Origin of the sequence: Streptomyces hainanensis (assembly GCF_004348415.1) — a bacterium.
Lineage (GTDB): Bacteria > Actinomycetota > Actinomycetes > Streptomycetales > Streptomycetaceae > Streptomyces > Streptomyces hainanensis.
This window is the reverse complement of the sequence record NZ_SMKI01000083.1, coordinates 1-20,121: the sequence shown is the minus strand read 5'-3', so window position 1 is coordinate 20,121 and position 20,121 is coordinate 1. Positions and strand designations below refer to the sequence as shown.

Below are 20,121 nucleotides of genomic sequence, written 5' to 3'. Positions count from 1 at the left end.
GCCCCCGCCCCGTCCGACCCGAACGACCCGCTGGCACTCGCGGAGTTGTTCGCGGGTGGCGGCGAGCCGTGGCTTCCGCTGCTGAAGCCGGTCATCGAGGCGCGGGCCGACGCGGCCACGTTCATCGGCCCGGACAGGGGCCCGGATGTCGTCCCGGTCCGCGAACTGACCTTCCAGGCGCTCAAGCCCAACGCGCCGCACAAGTGGAAGGTCGTCGTCTTCGGTCAGAACCCGTACCCGCGGCCGGAGAGCGCCACCGGCATCGCCATGTTCGACAACACCTTCCACGACTGGAAGGACAGCCAGTTCGGCAGGGTCGTCAGCATCCGCTGCCTCATCAAGGCGGCCGCGATGTGGAAGTACGGCATCCCCAAGAAGACGCCGATAGCCGACATCCGCGCGCTGCTGAAGGAGCGGGAGACCGTCCAGCCGCCCGAGTGGTTCCAGGCGATGCTCACCCAGGGCGTGCTGCTGCTGAACGCGGCGCTGACGGCCAGCGCCGACGGGGGGATCCCCACCGACCAGCACACCAGGTTCTGGCGGCCGATCGCCGAGCGGATCGTCGAGGAGATACTCAGGGCCAAGCAGAACGCCGACGGGGAGGACCGCGGGGTCGTCTTCGCGTGGTGGGGAGCGCACGCCCGCAGTCTCAAGCAGGTCGTTCTGCGGCTCCAGAAGAAGTATCCCGAGGTCGAGGTCCGGCACATCGACCACGCCAACCCGGCGGCGCAGGGCGACATCTTCTGCGACGGCGAGCACTTCGAGACGGTGAACGCGGCCCTCGTCTCGCTGGGCGCCGACACGATCGACTGGCTGCCGAGCACCGGCTGGAACACGCTGCCGGCGGACGCCGGCGGGGCGGGCGGCGAGGTGGCCGACCGGATGGGCGCGTTCATCACGTCCACCATGGAGCTGCACCAGCTCTACCTGGACCGGCTCTCCAGCGTCAAGGACGAGGGGCTCGTCCTCCCCGCGATCACGGGTGTGTTCGACACCCCGCTGATGGAGTTCCGCGAGGCCGCGGCACCGATCGCCGCCCTCCTCTCCGGGCTCGCCAGGCACGTGGACCGGTCGCACGAGTTCGGGAAGCTCCGGGCGGACGAGACGGCCGAGGGCCTGTCGGCCGACGCGATCGCCGCCCTGTACCTCTACACCTGCGAGTCCGCGTTCTACCGCGAGATCAACGCGATCCTGCGCTCCCCCGACCGGGCCAGGCTCGTCCCCTACCTGCCGTACCTGCGGTTGCTGTTCTCCGCGGTCTCGCAACTCCCCGTCCGCACCCAGCCGTTGTGGCGCGGGGTCTCGCTCGACCTGCGTGCGCAGTATCCGCTGGGGAAGACCGTGACCTGGTGGGGCGTGTCCTCGTGCACGTCCCAACTGGGCGTGGCCAAGGGGTTCCTCGGCAGTCGCGGCAAGCGCACGCTGTTCGAGGTGGTGCCCGCCAGGGCCGTGGGCATCCGTGCCTTCTCCGCGTTCACCGGCGAGGAGGAGTTCATCCTGCTGCCGGGCACCCAGCTCAAGGTCACGGACGTCAAGGTCGGGCGTGGCGGCCTGTCCACCGTGCGGCTGACGGAGTCGGAGGAGGCGCCCCTGGTGTCCTGACGGGTCGGCGCGGCGGGGGCCGGGCTATGCGGTCGGCGGGTCGAGGGGGCTCGGCCACTCGTGGGCCGGCAGGAGTTCCGCGAGGGTCGCCGACCGGCCCCGGCCGAGCACCACCTCGGTGTCGATGTTGGCCCAGTCGACCTGCCGGATGAACTCCCGGCACCGCCCGCAGGGCGGCAGCACGTGCAGCGCGCCGTCCTCCTCGCGGCGCCACACGGCGACGATCTTCGCGATCCGGTACTCGCGGGCCGTGACCATCGCGCCGATCGCGGCCGCCTCGGCGCAGAAGCCGGTGCCCGAGCCGGTGTCGAGGCAGACGCCGGAGTAGTGGTTGCCGGCCTCGGTGACCAGCGTGGCCCCGACGTTGCCGAACAGCCGGTCCCCCACGCGGTGCGGATGCAGCACGGCGGCGGCCGCCGCGATGAGTTCGTCGTTGGACAGGGAGGTGTTCATCGGCCCGAATCTACCGGAGCGCGCTCGGCGGTTCGGCGGGCGGCCACCCGGGCGAAACACGACGGGCCGCCGAAACGCTCACGGATCCATCGGGAGTTGCGGCAAAACGTTACCGCTCGGGTGGGAATCGGCGTACGCGGCTGCCGGGCAACGGGCTCTGTTCTCCGCATGCTTGGCACGCCCCAGCAGGAACCGCATCCGTTCGCGAGGAGAGCAGCCGCATGACCGACCAGACGAAGAGAACCGACGTGAAGGCTGTCCTCCGGGCCAAGGCCCTGGAGGGAAACGCGTTCTCCACCTGGCGCTTCCTGACGCTGAATTTCGTGGACACCACGTTCAAGGAGGACTCGGCGGTCACCGACGTCGAGGTCGACCTGACGTTCAGCAGCGGCAAGGTGGTGCCGGTCAAGGGATACAACCTTCCCCAGCTGTCCAAGGAGCTGGGGCTGAGCACGAGGACGCAGAAGGACTCCTACGACCTGGTCGTGGTGGGCGGCGGCCCCACCGGCCTCTCCGCGGCGCTGAACGCCGGAACCCTGTTCGGGTGGAGCACCCTCGTCATCGAGGACCGGGCCCCCGGCGGAACGGCCAGCACGGCGATCAACAGGATCGAGAACTACCTGGGTTTCCCCGACGGAATCGACTCGGACGCGTTGTGCTTCAGGTGGTACCAGCAGATCCAACACAAGCCGTCGCAGTTCGAGTACCTCCCCTACTACCGGGCCACCGCGCTGACGGCGGCCAGCCAGTCCGACGTGGACAAGACCAAGGACTCGCACCTCATCCCGAAGTACACGATCAAGGTCGAGCGGCCGCACGGCGAGAAGGACGAGAGCCCTCTCGAGATCGTCGCGGGGATGGTGCTGATCGCCACCGGCGTCTCGGCCAACACGCTGGACGTCAAGGACCTCGACACGTACCTGACGAAGGGCGCCTATCTCACGGCGCTGCCCTCCGACGCCACGACCGTCAAGAAGGGTGACTCCGTCGCCGTCGTGGGCGGCGGTGACACCGCGGCCGTGGCGGCCCTGATGTTCGCCAAGCAGGGCGCGAAGGTCACCATGATCATCCGTGGGGAGTTCGGCCACTACCAGGACATGGTCAACGCCCACGTGGACCAGATCAAGGAACAGAAGGACCACATCACGGTGGTGGAGAAGAGCGAGGTCCACTACTTCGACCACGACACCGAGAAGCTGACCAAGGTGTACTACGGGAAGGCGCGCGGGAAGGCGTCGGACCCTCGTCCGGAGAAGAAGGACTGCACGGAGCTAGCGGTGTCGGCCCTCTACGCCCTGATCGGTGGCAAGGCCAACACGGAGTGGCTGAAGGACCAGAAGGACCTGAAGCTGCTGGAGAAGAAGGTCACGGGTTGGCCGAACCAGATTCTCGGCACGGTGCTCACCGGGCCGGCCTCCGGCACCGCCTGGCCCGGCCCCACCAACAGCAAGTGGATCAGCACCGGGAGCATCACCGCGACGAGCCTCGTCGCGGTCTTCGCCGCCGGAGACACCCGCGACGGGACGGTGCGGCGCATCTCCGAGGCGGTGGGAGAGGGCGGCGCCACCACGATCGACATGAACGGGTACGTGAAGACGAATCACGACAAGATCATCAGGCAGGGCAAGATCCTCGAACTCTTCTACGCCACCGACGAATCGGAGTAGGCCCGCCGCGCCTGGGGCGAACCCGGTGACCGAGGTCGTGGCCTCGCCTAGTCTGAGGATGCTCACAGCGATCTTCAGGGGAGGGATCTCGGGTCATGGAGGTGCTGCGCGGGGAGGATCCGGATCGGATCGGTGACTTCCGGCTGCTGGGCAGGCTCGGCGAGGGGGGCATGGGGGTGGTGTATCTGGCCCGCACGCCCCGCGGCCGGATGGTGGCGGTCAAGACGATCCGTCCGGAGCTGGCGTCCGCGCCCGACTTCCGCCGACGGTTCGCACGGGAGATCGCCGCCGCCCAGCGGGTGGGCGGGCAGTGGACGGCCACCGTCCTCGCCGCCGCGCCGGACGCGGAGCCACCGTGGGTGGCCACCGCCTACGTGGCCGGCCCGACCCTCCATCAGGTGGTGGCAGAGCACGGCCCGCTGCCGGAGCGTTCCGTGCGTGCCCTGACCTCCGGACTCAGCCACGCGCTGAGCGACATCCACGCGGCCGGTCTTGTCCACCGGGACCTCAAGCCGTCGAACGTCATGGTGACCGTGGGCGGTCCCCGGGTCATCGACTTCGGTGTCGTCCGGGCTCTGGACGCCTCTGCCGCCGGCGGCCTGACCGCCACCGGGGCGGTGATCGGCTCGCTCGGCTTCATGTCGCCGGAACAGATCCGCGGTGAGCGGCTGACCGAGGCCAGCGACGTGTTCTCGCTCGGCACGGTGCTCGCCTTCGCGGCCAGCGGACGGACTCCATTCGACGTGCCGGGGAACCAGCCGCACGCGGTGATGTACCGGGTGGTGCACGAGCCCCCGGACCTGGCCGACGTGCCGACACCGCTGCGGGAACTCGTCCGCGCCTGCCTGGCCAAGGACCCCGCTGCCCGCCCGACGCCGGCCGAACTGCTGGAGGCCGAGGAGGCCGAGGGCCGCCCGCCGGGTCCGTGGCTGCCGCCCGACGTACTGGCGCGGTTGGGTGAGGAGGCGGTGCGACTGCTCGACGCCGAGGACCCGCTCACCCGGGCCACGGAGCCCGCCGTCCCGGCCCCGCCGACCCGGGTGGACGCGGGCGCCTCGCTGGCCGAGGCGCCGACCGAGTCTGCGCCGTCCCCCAGCGGGTCGCGCACCGCTCTGGTCACCGCCCCGGTCACCGCCAGTGCCACGGCCCCCGCAGACGACGACATCGCGGGGCCGCCGCCCTCGCTCGCCCAGGATCGCCGGCGGCTGTCCCGGGAACGGGTGGGCGGCCCGGTGGGCCTGCACTGGCTGTTGGGACTGCTCGCCGTGCTGTCGGTGGTCGCGGCCGCGCTGCAACTGGTTTCCCGTCAGGCCCACGAATCCGGTTACTACGGCCTCTCGGAGTGGGACCGCGGGGACTACGCGCTTCCGCTGGTCCTCCTGGTGTCCGACATCGTGTACGCGGTACAGATTCTGGTGACCGCCCTGCTCACCGCGTACTGGGTGGTGTGGTTCCGCCGACTCCGGGCGCGGGCGGAGACCCTGGCGCCTGGACGGCTTCGCTACTCACCGTCGGCTGCCGTGTGGGCCTGGTTCGTGCCGGGCGTGAACCTGGTGGTGCCCCACCAGATCGCCAACGACATCTGGCACGCTGCTTCACCGGAGGCTCGGCCGAGGGGCTTCGCGGCGGCCGGCGCGCTGCACGCCTGGTGGGCCGGATTCACGGCAGCCCTGCTCGCCCTGGGCTTCCGGCTCATTCCTCCGAGAACGCCCTGGGCGCTGGACTACCGGTCCGAGTTGGACTTCCCGGCCGCCAACGCGGTTCTGGCGGCGCACCTGGTGACCGCGGCGGCCGTGATCCCGGCCATCATCCTCGTCCGGCGCCTCAGCGCGACGGGGTTCGACAACCGGGCCGCCGCGGTGTAGCCATGCCGGTGCCCGGCCGGCGGCCGGCGGCCCACCTGTCCGTGGTGGGCCCGGAACCCGGCGGCGCCGCTACGACCAGGCGCCGGCCGTCGCCGCGCCGGCGGCGTAGGTGGCGAAGTCGATCGGCTCGCGGCCGAGCACGCGTTGGACGCCGTCGCCCGGTTCGGCCCAGGCGCCCGACCGCATCGCGGCGTACATCGCGTTCAGCTCGGTGGCCGCCGCCTCGGGCCAGCCGGCGGCCAGCACCAGGTCCCGGAACTCCTCGGGCGTGATCTCGGCGTAGCGCATGGCGCGCCCGGACGCCTCGGCGATGGTGGCGACGGCCGTGGTGAAGGTGACGGCGCGGGGCCCCGAGAGGACGAAGGTCCGGCCCTGGTGGCGGTCGGAGGTCAGCAGCGCGGCGGCGACGTCGGCGATGTCCCGGGCGTCGACGAACGGTTCGGGCGCCGAGCCGACCGGCAGGGCCAACCGGCCGGACAGCAGCGGGGCGTGCCACATGTCCTCGCTGAAGTTCTGGCTGAAGTTGTTGGGTTGGAGGATCGTCCACGCCACGCCGGAGGTGCGCACGGCCCGCTCCGCCGCGGCCATGCCCTGGAAGACGTCGGCGGGGAGGTCGCCGATGCCGCGTGCGGACAGCGCCACGAAGCGGCGGACGCCGGCCTCGGTGGCCTGTTCGACGAAGACGTCGGCCAGCGCCGGGTCCTCGGGGGCCACCAGGTAGACGGCCGTCGCGCCGTCCAGGGCGGCGGCCCAGGTGTGCCGGTCGGTCCAGTCGAAACGGGTCTCCCCGGAGCGGGAGGCGGCGCGCACGGCGTGGCCGGTGGCGCGCAGCGCGTGTACCAGGCGGCGGCCGGTCTTGCCGGTTCCGCCAAGCACCAGGATCTCGTCGGTGTGTGTCGTCATGCCGACCAGTCAACCGACGCGCCGCCCTCCGGGGCATGGCCGGTCGTACGCGGCGCATGTCCGATCGTCCGCCGGGTGGTGTCAGGCGATCGCCCACATCTCCGGCGGGACGGTGGGGAACCCGGCCTCCAGGAACTCCGCGGTGGCCGGGTTCGACACCGTCATGTCGGGCCAGATGTCCAGCAGTTCCCCGGGCGACCGCTGGCCGAGCAGCAGTTGGAGCAGGGCGCCCGGCGGGATCGCGGTGTCGGCCGGCGCCGCGCCGCGTGGCTCGGCCCGGGCCGCGACCGGTACGCCGTCGTCGAAGTGGAGCCGTATCCCCTGGTGGTAGGTGTCGATCAGCAGCGCGTCGCCCGGCCACCGCAGGTCGTGTTCGCGCCAGCGGCGGGCCAGCACCGGGAGCCAGTGGTCGAGCAGCGCGGCGGGGTCGCCGGCCCGCGCGTACCAGGACCACGGGCGTGTGGCGGGCCCCTGGGGCAGGGCCCCGGCGAGCGGGTGGGTGGCGGGGAGTCGCAGCCGCAGCGCGGTGAACGGCCGGTCGGGGCCGGCGGTCGCGGTGCCCACCTCGGCGAGGTGCCGCTGTATCTCGGGGGCGAGCCGCGGCCAGCCATCCGGGTCCGCGCATCCGGCGGCGAAGACGGCCAACCGGCCGTCCGGGGCGGGGCGTCGGCCGTGGACCAGGTAGCCGGACACCTTCCCCGCTTCGTCGAGGAGCGCCAGGACGACGCGCCGGGCCAGGGAGTCCTGGCGGTGCCCGGAGATCTCGTGGCGCCAGCCGGCCTCGTCCCGCGCGCAGGCCAGGACGTCCCGGTCCGCCACCGCCCGGTCGACGCGCGCCAGGGCGGCGGCGTCCGCCGGCGTGGCCGGGCGGAGCGGTGGCCGGGCGGTGCCGCTCGGCGGCGGCAGTGCGCGAAGCGCCTCGGCCGGGGCCTCGGGCGCGCCCCCGATGTGGAGCGCGTACTCGTAGCCGAAGCGGCGGTAGAAGTACGGGATGCCCTCGATCACCTGCAACGCGGTGCCGTCGGCCGTGCCCCGGGCGTGCAGCGCGTCGAAGAGCAGGCCGGCCAGCCCGCGGCCGCGGTGGCCCGGGTCGGTGCCCACCAGTTCGACCTGGACGACGGGCAGCCGGATCCCGCCGAAGGTCCACTCCTGGCGGATCCCGACCAGGGTGGCGGCGATCTCGCCGCCACCGGCCGGTTCGGCGACCAGGAAGTCGTCGTGGCGCACCGCGGGATGGCCGTCGAAGAGGTCTCGGGTCCAGTCCGCGATGCCGGGATAGGGGTGGACGGCGTCGTTGAGCGCCGCGCACCGGTCGATGTCGGAGGGGCGCCCCGGGCGGATGAGGTAAGGGTCACTTGTGTGGTGCACGGGATACATCTTCACCGGTGGGCACCCGTCCGACAAGGCGCGGGCGCGGCCGCGGCCGCGGCCGCGGTCAGCGGGTGAAGACGTGCTGGCCGGGGGCGAGCAGGCGGTGCGGGTCGTAGCGGCGCTTGGCGGCGGAGAACTCGGCCCAGGCGTCGCCGTACTGGGCGCGCCAGTCGTCGGGGGCCATCGGCACGGACCCCACGGGGTACTGGGTGCCGCCGGCCGCGCGGACGGTCTCGTACGCGGCGCGGTTGGCGTCCACCCGGGCGCGCACGGCCGCCGGGTCCGCCGGGTCCAGGGTCCACAGGACGGCGAGCAGGTACGGCGTCGGGTCGTCGGGGACGCGCAGCATCGGGGAGGCGCTCAGGCGGTCGCGTACCAGCGGGTAGATCAGGACGACGCCGCCGGGGCCGACGTCGTGGCCGGCGAACCCGTCGAGCAGGGTGCGGGCCAGTTCGGGGGCGCGGTCGCCGGGCAGCAGCAGGTTGAGCCACGGGTGGGCCCAGGTCCAGTAGCCCTCGCGCTTGAGGCCGGCCACGCCGTCGGCGAGGCGGTTGAGGAAGTCGAAGTAGCCGAGCGTCTCGGCGCGGTACTCCGCCGACCGGTCGAACCGCAGGTCGCGCAGCACCTCGTCGTCGTTCCAGTCGGGCTCGGCGTCCGGCTCGGCGTCCGGCTCGGCGTCGGGATCGGCGGCGGGATCGGCGGCGGCCGCACCGGATGGCCCGTAGATGACGGCCTCCAGCGTGTACCCCGTGAACTGGTGCTCCTCGTCCATGTCGGCCGTGCCCTCGACGTACACGAACCGCTTGTTCCCGACGAACCCCCGCTGGTCGGCGAGGAAGTCCTCCAGGTCCTGGTAGGGCAGCAGGTAGCGCCGCACCTGCCGGGGCGCGGTGATCAGCCGGAGCGTCGCCGAGACGATGACCGCGCACTGGCCGAGGCCGGCCAGCACCGCGCGGAACAGGTCGGGGTACCGGGTGGGCGAGCAGCTGACCAACTCGCCCTCCCCGGTGACGACGTCGAGCGCGACGACGTTGTCCACCTGGGCGCCGTACAGGTGCGCCTGGCCGCCGAGCCCACCGACCGACAGGGTGCCGCCGACCGACAGCTCCAGGTAGTCCGTGAAGACCGGCGGTGTCAGGCCGTGCCGCAGCGTCTCCCGCACCACGGCGCTCCACAGCGCGCCGGCGCCGACGGTGACCTGCCCGGCCGCCACCGGTCCGATCCCGTCCAGCTGTTCGGTCTCGATGACCAGACCGCCGTCGACCTGCGCCTGCCCGTACGTGCCGTGCCCCTGGCCACGGGCGGCGACCTGGATGCGGTACGCGTTGCAGAACCTGAGGTACGCGGCGATCTCCTCGACGGAGTCGGTGCGGAGCACGCCGCCGGGGGTGTGGTGCACGATGTGCCCGAAGTCGTCGCCGTCGTCGACGAGTTCGGCCGGGTCGACGCGGAGCGTGCCGCGTGGCAGCGGCGGGATCTCGGCCAGGCCGTCCCGGTCGGGCCGCGCCGCGGCCCCCGCCTCCGTCAGCCACGCCCGCGCCACCGGATCGAAGGCCACCACGTCGGCCGGTATCTCCGCCGGCCGTTCGGAAAGCTCCGTCATGCCGCCCCCTCCTCACCCCGCGCGCCGCCGGACGACGCGTCACGAACCCCTCGCCGCAAACGAGCGTGATCGTACCCGCGACCGCGCCCGGATGGTGCTGTTTGCACGGATTTCCCGTGAGGGCAAGGCACGTTCAGGACGGGCTGCGGTACGCGTCGTCACCGGATGGCCGGCGGGCTCCCGGCGCGGGCCTCCGAGGGTGCGGCCACGGGGTTCCGGCGGCGGGGGCGCGCCTCCTCGGGGACGACCAGCGGGGCGTGGGTGACGGGGTCGGGGATGATCCGGCAGGGGACGCCGAAGACGTCGCGGACCAGGTCGGCGGTGATGGTCTCCTCCGGGGCGCCGGTGGCGACGACACGGCCGTCGCGCATCGCGACGATGTGGTCGGCGTAGCGGCAGGCGTGGTTGAGGTCGTGCAGGACCGCGACGATGGTCTTGCCGTGGTCGTCGATCAACTCCCGGCAGAGGTCGAGGATCTCCAGCTGGTGGGCGAGGTCGAGGTAGGTGGTCGGCTCGTCGAGGAGCAGGATGTCGGTCTCCTGGGCCAGGGCCATGGCGATCCACACGCGCTGGCGCTGGCCGCCGGAGAGTTCGGCGACGGCGCGGCCGGCCAGGGCCATGGTGTCGGTGCGCTCCAACGCCCGGGTGACGGCGGCCTCGTCCTCGGCGGACCACTGCCGCAGCAGGCCCTGGTGCGGGAAGCGGCCGCGGGCGACCAGGTCGCCCGCGGTGATGCCGTCGGGCGCGGTGGCGGACTGCGGCAGGAGGGCGACCTTCCTGGCGAACGCCTTGGGCACGAGGTCGCCGATCCTGGCGCCGTCGAGGGTGACCTGGCCGGCGTCGGGGCGGAGCACCCGCCCGCAGGCGCGCAGCAGCGTCGACTTGCCGCAGGCGTTGGGGCCGACGATGACGGTCATCGCGCCGGGCTCGACGGTCACGGACAGGTCGGTGAGGATGGGGCCGCTCGCCCCCGGGTAGGTCAGGGAGACGCTCTCGGCGGCCAACGCCCGGTCCATGGCGGTGCTCCGCCTCAGCCGAGGGTGGCTTCGAGCGCGGACAGGACGCCGCGGGCCGCGGTGGGGCCGACGTTGAGGTAGAAGACGTCGTCGTCCACGGAGACGGCCCGGCCGGCGTCGACCGCCGCCAGGGTCGGCCAGAGCGACTGGGAGGTGATCTCTTCGTCGTCGCCGCCCTGCACGCCGTAGAAGATCCAGTCGCCGTCGGCCTCGTCGAGGCGTTCGCTGCTGATGTCCACCGAGGTGTCGTCGGTGAACCGCTGGGCCTCGGGGCGGGCGAGGCCGCTGTCCTCGGCGACGGAGCCGCTGAACGACGCGACGCCGAACACCCGCATGCGGTCGCCGTTCCTGCGCAGGAAGGAGACGGCGGGGTCGCCGGTGACGGTCTCGCCGAAAGCGGCGGCGTCGGCGTGGTAGTCGTCCAGCCAGGACTGCGCCTGCTCGGTCCTGCCGAGGGCGTCGGCGAGGAGGAGGAAGTCCTGCTTCCAGAAGAGGCCGGTGCCCTGGGTGGCGACGGTGGGGGCGACGGCGCTGAGGCTGGCGTACAGCGTCTCGGCCTCCTTGCCCGCGTTGTTCATGAGGATCAGGTCGGGTTCGAGGTTGGCGATGGTCTCGATGTCCGGTTCGACGCGGCCGCCCACGTACGTGGTCTCGGCGAGCGCGTCGGCCTGGCCGGCGTAGGCGGCCTCGAGGTACGGCGGGATCATCTCCGCGCCGTCGCCGGCGGTCGAGCCGACGGGGACGACGCCGAGCGTGAGGAGCGCGTCGGCCTGGCCGGTGGAGATGACGACGACGCGCTCGGGCTCGGCGTCCAGCGTCGTCTCGCCCTGGAAGTGCGCGACGGTGCGCGGGAAGACGCCGTCGGCCTCGCCACTGCCCTTGCCCTCGGGCATCGTTCGGGGAGTGGTGAACCCGGCCGACTCCCCCGAGGCGGCGCCGGCCGGATCCGGGGAGTCGGCGGAGGTCTCGGAGGCGCACCCGGACAGGGCGAGAACCGCGAGGAGCGATGTCGCCCCAAGGGTGGCAGATCGAACGAAATTGCGTATCACGAGAGGTGAGCTTAGCCTTACCTAAGTGACCAGGGAAACGGCGGGCCTCCGTGCGCCGACCAGCGAGCCGGGGGCGGACGTCGTGCCCACCGGCCGGCACGCGCACCACCGTCGACGGATCGCCCTCGTCGTCGCCGTGGGGCTCGCCGTGCTCGCCGCGCTGTGCCTGACCAGCCTGGCCGTCGGCGCGCGGGGCCTGACGGTCGGCGACGTCTGGCAGGGGCTGACGCACCCGGGCGACGCGTCGCGCGCCTCGATCATCGTCTGGGACCTGCGGATGCCGCGCACCGCGCTCGCGCTCGTGGTCGGTTGCGCGCTGGCCGTGGCCGGCGTCCTGATGCAGGCCCTCACCCGCAACCCCCTCGCCGAGCCGGGGCTGCTCGGGGTCAACTCGGGCGCGTCGTTCGCGGTCGTCACCGCCATCACGCTCTTCGGCGCGACCACCATCGACCGGTACGTCTGGTTCGCCCTCCTCGGCTCCGCCCTCACCGCCGCCTTCGTCTACGTCGTCAGTGTGCGCCGCACGCACCGCGGCGACCAGGCCAGACTCGTCCTCGCGGGCGCGGCGTTGAGCGCCAGCCTGGGCGCCTGCACCGGCATCGTCACCATGTTCCACACCAGCACCTTCAGCTCCTACCGGTTCTGGGTGATCGGCTCGGTGGCCGACCGCGGCGGCGAGGTGGTCGGCCGGATCGCGCCCTTCGTGGCGGTCGGCCTGCTGCTGGCGCTGCTCTCCGGGCCGGCCCTCAACGCGCTGGTGCTCGGCGACGAACAGGCCACGGCGCTGGGCGCGCGGCTGCCGCTCGTGCGGGTCGTCGCCTTCGCCTCGATCACCCTGCTGTGCGGCGCGGCCACGGCGGCCGCCGGGCCGATCGCCTTCGTCGGGCTCGTCGTCCCGCACGTGCTGCGCCGGCTCGTCGGCGTCGAACAACGCCTGCTGCTCGTGCTGTCGGCGCTCGTCGGCCCGGCGCTGGTGCTCGCCGCCGACATCGTCGGGCGGGTCGTCGCCCGACCCGGCGAACTGGAGGTCGGCATCGTCACCGCCTTCGTCGGCGCGCCCGCGCTGCTCGCGCTCCTGCTGTCCCGGAGGGCCGCGTGACCGACACCACCCGCTCCAACCTCCCGACCGCCTCCCCCTCGACCGGCTTCCCCCCGACCAGCTTCCTCCCGGCCGGCCACCTCCGGTGCCGCCTCCCCGGGAACCGCTCGCTCCTCGTGCACCGGCGCTCGGCGGTCACCGTCGCCGTGGCGGCCGCCCTCGCCCTGCTCGTCGCCACCCTCACGGTGCTGACCGGCGCCTACGAGATCACCCCGGGCGGCGTCGTCTCCACGCTGTTCGGCGGCGGCTCGGGAACCGACCGGTTCATCGTGTGGGAGCAGCGGCTGCCGCGCGCCGTCGCCGCGCTGCTCGTCGGCGTCGCGCTGGGCGGCTGCGGCGCCGTCTTCCAGAGCGTGGCGCGCAACCCGCTCGGCAGCCCGGACATCGTCGGCTTCACCACGGGCGCCGCGAGCGGCGGGCTGGTCATGATCCTCGTCGTCGGCTCGGCAGGCAGCCAGTCCGTTCTGGTCGGCACCGTCGCCGGCGGCGCCCTGGCCGCCGTCACCGTGGTGCTGTTCACGCTGCGGCGCGGGCTCGGCGGCGACCGGCTCGTGCTCTCCGGCATCGCCGTCGGGGCGATGCTCGCCGCGCTCAACGACTACCTCATCAGCCGGGCGCCGATCGAGGCCGCCGAGACCGCCAAGGCCTGGCAGTACGGCAGCCTCAACGCGATCGGCTGGCGCCCCGTCGTCCCGCTCGCCGTGTCGCTCGCCCTGGCCGTGCCCGTCACGCTCGCCCTGGCCCGCTCGCTCCGCGCGCTGGAACTCGGCGACGACGCGGCGGCGGGCATCGGCCTCGGCGTCACGGCGACCCGCGTCACCGCGCTCGCCGTCGGGGTCTTCCTGGCCGGCGCGGCCATCGCGACGGCCGGGCCGATCGGCTTCCTGGCCCTGGCCGCCCCCCAACTGGCCGGCCGGCTGAGCCGCGCCCCCGGCATCGCGCTCGGCCCCTCGATGGCGGTCGGCGCGCTGCTCCTCGCCGTCGCCGACCTGCTGGCGCAACGCCTCCTGAGCCCCTTCCAGATCCCGGTCGGCCTCCTCACCGCGGCGGTCGGCGGCGCCTACCTCGTCTGGCTCCTGACCCGCGCCCCGCGCCGCGAGGGCGCGCGCGGCGCGCGCTGAGCGGCGTCGGAGCGTCGGGCCACGCCCGGGCCCCATTGCCTCAGGAGACGGCCCACCCTAGGGTGATGTGACAGTTCGCCAGGTACATGATCAAGAGCGGCCCGGGGGGGCAGATCATGGCGCGACCGTCCGACTGGAGTCCCCTCGACATGGACTCCGACCCGACACCCGGCAACCCGGACGAGGTCCGGGAACTCGCCGACGAGTTACAGACCTTCGCCGACGACGTCGGCGAAGCCCTCGCCCGCGTCCAGGGCATGGCGGACGACCGGGCCGTCCAGGACTGGGCCGGCCTGTCCGCGGAGGCGTTCCGCTCCGAGTTCGACGGGGTGCCGGGCAATCTCCGAAAACTTCACACGTCGTACGACCTGGCGGCCCGGGCGTTACAGACGTACTGGCCGAAGCTGGAGACGGCACAGGGCATGGCCGACCGGGCCCTGGACCGCGCGATCACCGCCCAGGCCGAACTCTCCTCGGCGCAGTCGGCGTTGTCCGACGCGCAGGACTGGGTGTCGCGGGCCGGGGACGAGGCCGAGCGTCTGGAGCGCGAGGGCGAACGCGAGGACGTGGAGCAGCCCTCGGAGGCCGAGGTGCGGGCCGCGACGCGGGACGCGACGGCCGCCGGACAGGCGCGGTCCGATGCCCAGGGGCGGGTGGACTCGGCCGAGGGATCGTTGTCGGCGGCGCGTGAACTGGCCTGCCAGGCCCAGGAGATGCGGGAGGACGCGGCCGGCGCCTGCGCCTCGGACATCGACGAGGCGTCGGACGCCGGCATCCAGAACCGGCGGTGGTGGGAGGACGTCACCCACTGGGTGTCCGAGAACTGGGACACCATCGTGGAGGTCTGCAAGGTCGTCGTCGCGGTGCTCGGCATCGTGGTACTGATCATCGGCGGCCCGCTGGCCTGGGTCGTGCTGGCCGCGGCGTTGGTGGTGTTGGCCGACACCCTCTACGACTACGCCAACGGGCGGGCATCGTTGTGGGACGTGGCGTTCGCCGCCCTCGACTGCATCCCCGGCATGCGCGGCCTCACCACCCTCGGCGGCCTCGCCCGCGGCCTCCGCGGGCTGGCGTCAACGGGGTTGCGTGGGCTCGCCGCCGGCGCCCGTGGGCTCGGGCAGGGGATCCGTCGGATGGGACGCCACATCCGTGGCCTGGCCCTGTGCGGTGATCCCGTCGACATGGCCACCGGTGAACTCGTCATGTCCGCCGTCGACATCGATCTGCCGGGTGTGCTGCCCCTGGTCCTGGAGCGTCATCACCGCACCAGCGTCCGCACCGGCCTGCTCTTCGGCCCGAGTTGGGCCTCGACCCTCGATCAACGGCTACTGCTCGAACCGGACGGCGTGGTGTTCGCCGCGGCGGACGGCATGACGCTGCACTACCCGGTCCCACCGCCGGACGACGACGTCCTGCCGGTCGAGGGCCCGCACTGGCCACTCTCCTGGGACGGCCAGGCCGGCGGCGAGATGGCGTTGTGGCGGGACGACCTGGCGCTCACCCTGCACTTCCGTCCGGTCCCCGGCCGTCCCGCGACCGCGTTACCGCTCACCGCGATCAGCGACCGCAACGGCAACACCATCACCGTCGCCTACGACGCCGCGGGTCTGCCGTTGGAGATCGTTCACCACGGCGGCTACCGGGTGGGGATCACCTGCGACGAGGGCCACGTCTCCCGACTGACCCTGCTCAGCGCGCCCGACCGCCCCGTCCTCCTCCGTTACGACTACGACGAGCACGGTGACCTCACCGCCGTCACCAACTCCTCCGGGCGCCCGCTGCGACTCGGCTACGACGACCGGCACCAGGTCACCGGCTGGGAGGACCGCAACGGCAGTTGGTACCGCTATGTGTACGACGCCGCGGGCCGGTGCGTCGCCACCCACGGCTCCGACGGCGTGCTCGACTACACGTTCGACTACGTGACCGAGGCGCGCACGACGATCGCCACGGACTCCCTCGGCCGGTCACGGCGGTACCGGTTCAACGACAGCTACCAACTGGTCGCCGAGACCGACGCGTTGGGCAACACCGTCCACCGGTCATGGGACCGCCGCGACAAACCACTGACCCACACGGACGAGTTGGGTGGCGTCACGCGTCTCCGGTGGGACACGGCCGGCAACCTGACGGCTGTGGCACGACCGGACGGCGCCACCACCCGGGCTCGGTACAACGGGCTGAACCTGCCCGTCGAGGTCACCGGATTCGACGGCGCCGTCCGCCACCAGGAATGGGACGAGCGGGGCAACTGCGTCGCCGTCACCGAAGCCACCGGCGCCACCACCCACTTCACGCACGACCCCAGCGGTGCCCTCAGCACGGTGACGGACGCGACGGGCGCCAGCCAGCGGTTCACCAACGACGCGGCCGGGCTGCCCGTGCGCTCCGTCGACCCGCTGGGTGCCGAGAGCCACCTCGAGTACGACGCCTTCGGCCGCGCCGTCGCCATCACCACCCCGCTGGGTGCCGTCACCCGCCACACCTGGACCGTCGAGGGACGCCTCGCCTCCCGGCGCCAGCCGGACGGAGCCGTGGAACGCTGGACGTACGACGCCGAGGGGAACTGCGTCACCCACACGGACGCCCTCGGCCGCACCACGTCGTACGAGTACACCCACTTCGACCAACTGGCCGCCCGCACGACGCCGGACGAGGCACGGCTCGACTTCGGCTACGACACCGAACTACGACTGACCAGCGTCACCGACCCGACGGGCCGGACCTGGAGTTACCGGCACGATGCCGCCGGGAACGTCGTCGCCGAGACCGACTTCGACGGCCGCACCGTCACCTACGGGTACGACGCGGCGGGCCGGCTGGTCACGCGGGTCAACGCACTTGGCCAGACGACCGGGTTCGCCTATGACGAAGTGGGCCAGCAGGTCCGCAAGACCGTCGACGGCGTGACGACCACGTTCACGCACGACGTCGCGGGCCGACTGCTCACGGCCACCGCACCGGAGGTCGCGCTCACCCTCTCCTACGACGCCGCGGGGTACACCACCGCCGAGACCGTCAACGGCCGCACCCTGGCGACGAGTTACGACGTGTTGGGCCGCCCCGTCGAACGCACCACCCCGGCCGGCGTCACCACCGCCCACGGCTACGACATGGCCGGCCGCCGCACCTCGCTGCGCCTCGCCGACCGACTCATGGCCTTCGGCCACGACGCCGCCGGACGCGAGACCCGACGCGCCGTCGGCGACGGGCGGACGGAGATCACGCAGGTCTGGGACGGCGTCGACCGGCTGACCGGCCAGACCCTCCTGGCCCCGGGAGACCGACGGACGGTCATCGACCGCTCCTACGGCTACCGGGCGGACGGCACCCTCGCCACGCTCGACGACCAGCGCTCCGGGCGCCACACGTTTGGCATCGACCCGGCGGGGCGCGTCACCTCCGTCCGTGCCGCCGGCCGCACCGAGACGTACACCTGGGACCGGGCCGGCAACCAGACGAGCGCGTCGTGGCCCGATCGCCACCCGGAGCCCGAGTCCCGCGGCGGACGCCGCTACGACGGCGGCCGGGTGATCCGCGCCGGGGGCGTTCACTACGAGTACGACGCCGCCGGACGCGTCGTGGTGCGGCGCAGGACCCGACTGTCCCGCAAACCGGACGTGTGGCGCTACGCGTGGGACGCGGAGGACCGCCTGACCTCCGTCACCACCCCCGACGGAACCCGGTGGCACTACCTGTACGACGCGTTCGGGCGTCGCGTCGTCAAACGCCGGCTCGCCGACGACGGCGAGACGGTGGCCGAGGAGACCCGGTTCGCCTGGGACGGCACCCACCTGGTCGAGCAGACCACCGAGATCACCGGCGAACCGCGAACCGTCACGATCAGCTGGGGCCGTGACGAGAGCCGCCCGCTGGCACAGGTCGAGCGCCGAACCTCGGCCGACTCCCCGCAGGACGCCGTCGACGAGCGCTTCTACACGATCGTGACGGACCTCGTCGGCACACCCACCGAACTGGTCGACGAACGCGGGGAAATCGCCTGGCACGCCGATGCCACCCTCTGGGGCCTCACCGCCAGGCCACCGCGGTCCGGCGTCGACACGCCGCTGCGGTTCCCCGGCCAGTACGCCGACGGGGAGACCCAGTTCCACTACAACTTCCTGCGCCACTACGACCCCACCACGGCCCGCTACGTCACGCCCGACCCGCTCGGCCTGGACGCGGGACCCAACGCGCAGGCCTACGTTCCGGACCCGCTGTCGTGGATCGACTACCTGGGCCTGGCGTCCTGCTCCCAGATCCTCAGCCGGAACCTGGCGCGCGAGGGTCGGGCCGTGGGCCCCGGGCAGGCCGCGGCCCACATCGTCCCGGCCGGCCTCAACCGCGGCGGCGCCCCGGGGATACGCGCCCTGCTCAGCCGCTATCGGGTCGACATCAACGACGCGGCCAACGGCATCCCGCTCGGCCATCCGAGACCGCACAACTTCACCCACACCAACCTGTTCCTCGGGCGGCTGAACCGGCGACTCCACCTGATCGTGGCAGAGGGCGTCGATCAGGGCGCCGGCGCCCGGGCTATCCGCACCGACCTCAGGAACGAACTGCGCAGCATCGGGCACCAGATCCAGGCAGAGCTCGCGACCGGTTCACCCGGCCCCTTCGCATACTGGACCGCCTGATGGGCAGGACACCGGGCATGCCGCTGGCCGTCCACCGCCTCCTGCCAAGCCTGATCGGCGAGCGACGTCTCCTCAACATCGACGACATACCGTTCAGAAGGATCGTACGGTGGCTGAGGACCGGGGCCGAAGTCGACCGCCCCACCGAAGTTACCGCCCAGTGGAGTGATGATCCGGAGGAGACAAAGGCCGAGTTCCCCTGCTCTGATCCGGGTGCGCCGGTACTCGGTCCCGAAGCAGTCGCGGCGCTCGGGGGCGGCCTCGCGGCGGCGGGCACTCTGCTCCCCGTACACACCGGCGAGGCGAAGGACATGTATGTGCTGCTGCTGGTGGAGCAGGTGGTCGACTGCCTCGACCAGCGCCGCTCATCCCGACCGAGGAAACGGAACGGCGAGATCAAACAGGCCGTCTTCCACCCCGAAGCGGTGCCCGCGGACCTCGCGGCCTTTCGGATCCCCGAGTTCCGCGGCGCGGTCTTCTGGAACGACTGGGCGGCCAGGCGACTCCTCGAACTGCTCGGCGACGACCTCGAAGACCGCCTCTGCTGGTCGGAGGACCGCTCCCGTCGTCCGCACCCCGACCCCTGGGCGTTCTGACCCGTGCCCGGGCGGACGACGATGAGCGCCATCGCCACGCTCTGGGCGCGGGAGAGCCTGCCGATCAAGGACGGCCTGTACCTGGCCTCCGGTGAGTCGGTCGCCGCCGAGCTCGCTCCGGGCTCCGCGCGCGGCGCGGTCTTCCTCGACCCGTTCGACCTGGACGCGCTCCTGCGAGCAGACCCGGAGTGGGTGACCGAGATCGACGTCGCCGGAACGCTCCGTCTGGAGGACGGCGGGATGCTCTGCTGCGGGCAGGGCTCCTACGGCTCCGAGGGGTTCTTCGCCCGCATCGGGGAGGACGGGGCACCGCGGTGGGGAGTGTACTTCGAGGAGTCCAACCCGTTCCACGAGATCGCGTACTCCGCCGGCCACGCGACGTTCGGCTCCACCTCGGGCGTTCGGATCACCGTGGACATCCGGAATCCCCGGCTCCCCTGACAGCCCTGACAGCCCCGGCTTACCGGTTTCCCCGGCTCCCTGGAGCCGTCCGTGGCCACCGCCACTCCCCCGCCGGGGGGAGGCCGGGGATGGGTCGCTTCGGCGATGTCTCGCGCCGCCCGGGTCGTGATGATCGACGGCATGCGTTCATCCTTCACCTTCGTCGCCGCCCCGCTGCTGGTCGTCGCCTACGGGCTCATCCGTCTCCTCGACGGCCTGGACGGGGAGCGCGGCCCCGGGCTCGCCTGGACCACCGGGCATCTGGCCTTCCTCGTCGCCCTGTTCCTGTTCCTGCCGCTGCTGTGGGAGCTCCGACGGCGGGCGGGCGAGGGCCGGTTCGCCACGGTCACCGCCGCCGTCGCGGTCGTCGGCATCGTGTGCTCCCTGGTCCAGATCTCCGTCGACCTCGTCGTCGGCGCGCTGGCGGCCGACCACGACGACATGCGGCACCGGTTCACCGGCTTCCACAATCTGCCGGGCGTGGACCTCGTCGTCTACGAGGCCGGTCCCGTGCTGTTCTACCTCGGTCTGGTCGTCCTCGTGTGGCGGCTCGTGGCGGCCCACGCCGTCCCGACGTGGCGGGCGGTGGCCGTGACGCTCGCGGTGTGCGTCGCGCCGATGAACCTGGACCTGCTGCCGGTCGTGGGCCTGTTGCTGCTGGTCGGCCTGGCCCCGTTCCCCCGGCGTCTCGCCCC

The 20,121-nt window shown here is 72.6% G+C and carries 15 protein-coding genes; 9 read left to right on the top strand and 6 right to left on the bottom strand.

All coding sequences use genetic code 11. The annotated features are described in order from the left end of the window. The coding region (locus E1283_RS10520; protein WP_243744744.1) for an ADP-ribosyltransferase domain-containing protein at nucleotides 1–1,602 on the top strand (1,602 nt) is incomplete at its 5' end. Nucleotides 1,603–1,626: 24 nt separating this feature from the next. On the opposite strand, the gene E1283_RS10515 is transcribed toward E1283_RS10520, so the two are convergent. Next, entirely contained in the window at nucleotides 1,627–2,055 is a 429-nt protein-coding gene (locus tag E1283_RS10515) for a cytidine deaminase family protein (protein ID WP_207930354.1), read from the bottom strand. A gap of 221 nt (nucleotides 2,056–2,276) precedes the next feature. On the opposite strand from E1283_RS10515, the gene E1283_RS10510 reads away from it, so the two are divergent. Continuing rightward, nucleotides 2,277–3,722, top strand: a complete 1,446-nt coding sequence (locus E1283_RS10510) for an NAD(P)/FAD-dependent oxidoreductase (protein WP_132817681.1) — start codon at nucleotides 2,277–2,279, stop codon at nucleotides 3,720–3,722. Nucleotides 3,723–3,817: 95 nt separating this feature from the next. After that, the gene (locus E1283_RS10505; protein ID WP_132817680.1) at nucleotides 3,818–5,587 is read left to right on the top strand and encodes a protein kinase domain-containing protein; all 1,770 of its coding nucleotides are present in this window, start codon (nucleotides 3,818–3,820) and stop codon (nucleotides 5,585–5,587) included. Between the two features lie 69 nt (nucleotides 5,588–5,656). On the opposite strand, the gene E1283_RS10500 is transcribed toward E1283_RS10505, so the two are convergent. The 5 genes from E1283_RS10500 to E1283_RS10480 form a co-directional block, all read right to left on the bottom strand. Further along, a complete protein-coding gene (locus tag E1283_RS10500; protein ID WP_132817679.1) occupies nucleotides 5,657–6,490 on the bottom strand; it encodes an NmrA family NAD(P)-binding protein in 834 nt (277 codons plus the stop codon). A gap of 81 nt (nucleotides 6,491–6,571) precedes the next feature. Further along, the gene (locus E1283_RS10495; protein WP_207930353.1) at nucleotides 6,572–7,858 is read right to left on the bottom strand and encodes a GNAT family N-acetyltransferase; all 1,287 of its coding nucleotides are present in this window, start codon (nucleotides 7,856–7,858) and stop codon (nucleotides 6,572–6,574) included. Nucleotides 7,859–7,925: 67 nt separating this feature from the next. After that, nucleotides 7,926–9,464 carry an FAD-binding protein gene (locus E1283_RS10490; protein ID WP_132817678.1) on the bottom strand — a complete coding sequence of 513 codons (1,539 nt, stop codon included), beginning with the start codon at nucleotides 9,462–9,464 and terminating at the stop codon, nucleotides 7,926–7,928. Nucleotides 9,465–9,622: 158 nt separating this feature from the next. Beyond that, nucleotides 9,623–10,480: an ABC transporter ATP-binding protein gene (locus E1283_RS10485; RefSeq protein ID WP_132817677.1), complete on the bottom strand. Its 858-nt coding sequence runs from the start codon at nucleotides 10,478–10,480 to the stop codon at nucleotides 9,623–9,625. Nucleotides 10,481–10,494: 14 nt separating this feature from the next. After that, complete coding sequence (locus tag E1283_RS10480) at nucleotides 10,495–11,373, bottom strand: ABC transporter substrate-binding protein (RefSeq protein ID WP_207930352.1); 879 nt, start codon at nucleotides 11,371–11,373, stop codon at nucleotides 10,495–10,497. A 181-nt stretch (nucleotides 11,374–11,554) separates the two neighbouring features. Here E1283_RS10480 and E1283_RS10475 point away from each other — a divergent pair, with 181 nt between their 5' ends. The 6 genes from E1283_RS10475 to E1283_RS10450 form a co-directional block, all read left to right on the top strand. Continuing rightward, nucleotides 11,555–12,628 (top strand): FecCD family ABC transporter permease, encoded by a 1,074-nt coding sequence (locus tag E1283_RS10475; protein WP_243744743.1) that lies wholly within the window; start codon nucleotides 11,555–11,557, stop codon nucleotides 12,626–12,628. Next, nucleotides 12,625–13,749 (top strand): FecCD family ABC transporter permease, encoded by a 1,125-nt coding sequence (locus tag E1283_RS10470; protein WP_207930351.1) that lies wholly within the window; start codon nucleotides 12,625–12,627, stop codon nucleotides 13,747–13,749. Before E1283_RS10475 ends, E1283_RS10470 begins: the two co-directional genes overlap by 4 nt. A gap of 116 nt (nucleotides 13,750–13,865) precedes the next feature. Next, nucleotides 13,866–18,389 carry a DUF6531 domain-containing protein gene (locus tag E1283_RS10465; protein ID WP_132817676.1) on the top strand — a complete coding sequence of 1,508 codons (4,524 nt, stop codon included), beginning with the start codon at nucleotides 13,866–13,868 and terminating at the stop codon, nucleotides 18,387–18,389. A gap of 17 nt (nucleotides 18,390–18,406) precedes the next feature. Further along, nucleotides 18,407–18,985 (top strand): hypothetical protein, encoded by a 579-nt coding sequence (locus E1283_RS10460; RefSeq protein ID WP_243744742.1) that lies wholly within the window; start codon nucleotides 18,407–18,409, stop codon nucleotides 18,983–18,985. A 21-nt stretch (nucleotides 18,986–19,006) separates the two neighbouring features. Then, nucleotides 19,007–19,426, top strand: a complete 420-nt coding sequence (locus E1283_RS10455) for a hypothetical protein (RefSeq protein ID WP_132817674.1) — start codon at nucleotides 19,007–19,009, stop codon at nucleotides 19,424–19,426. 141 nt (nucleotides 19,427–19,567) lie between these two features. Continuing rightward, nucleotides 19,568–20,121, top strand: a 554-nt coding sequence (locus E1283_RS10450; RefSeq protein ID WP_132817673.1) for a hypothetical protein, incomplete at its 3' end; no start/stop codon positions are given.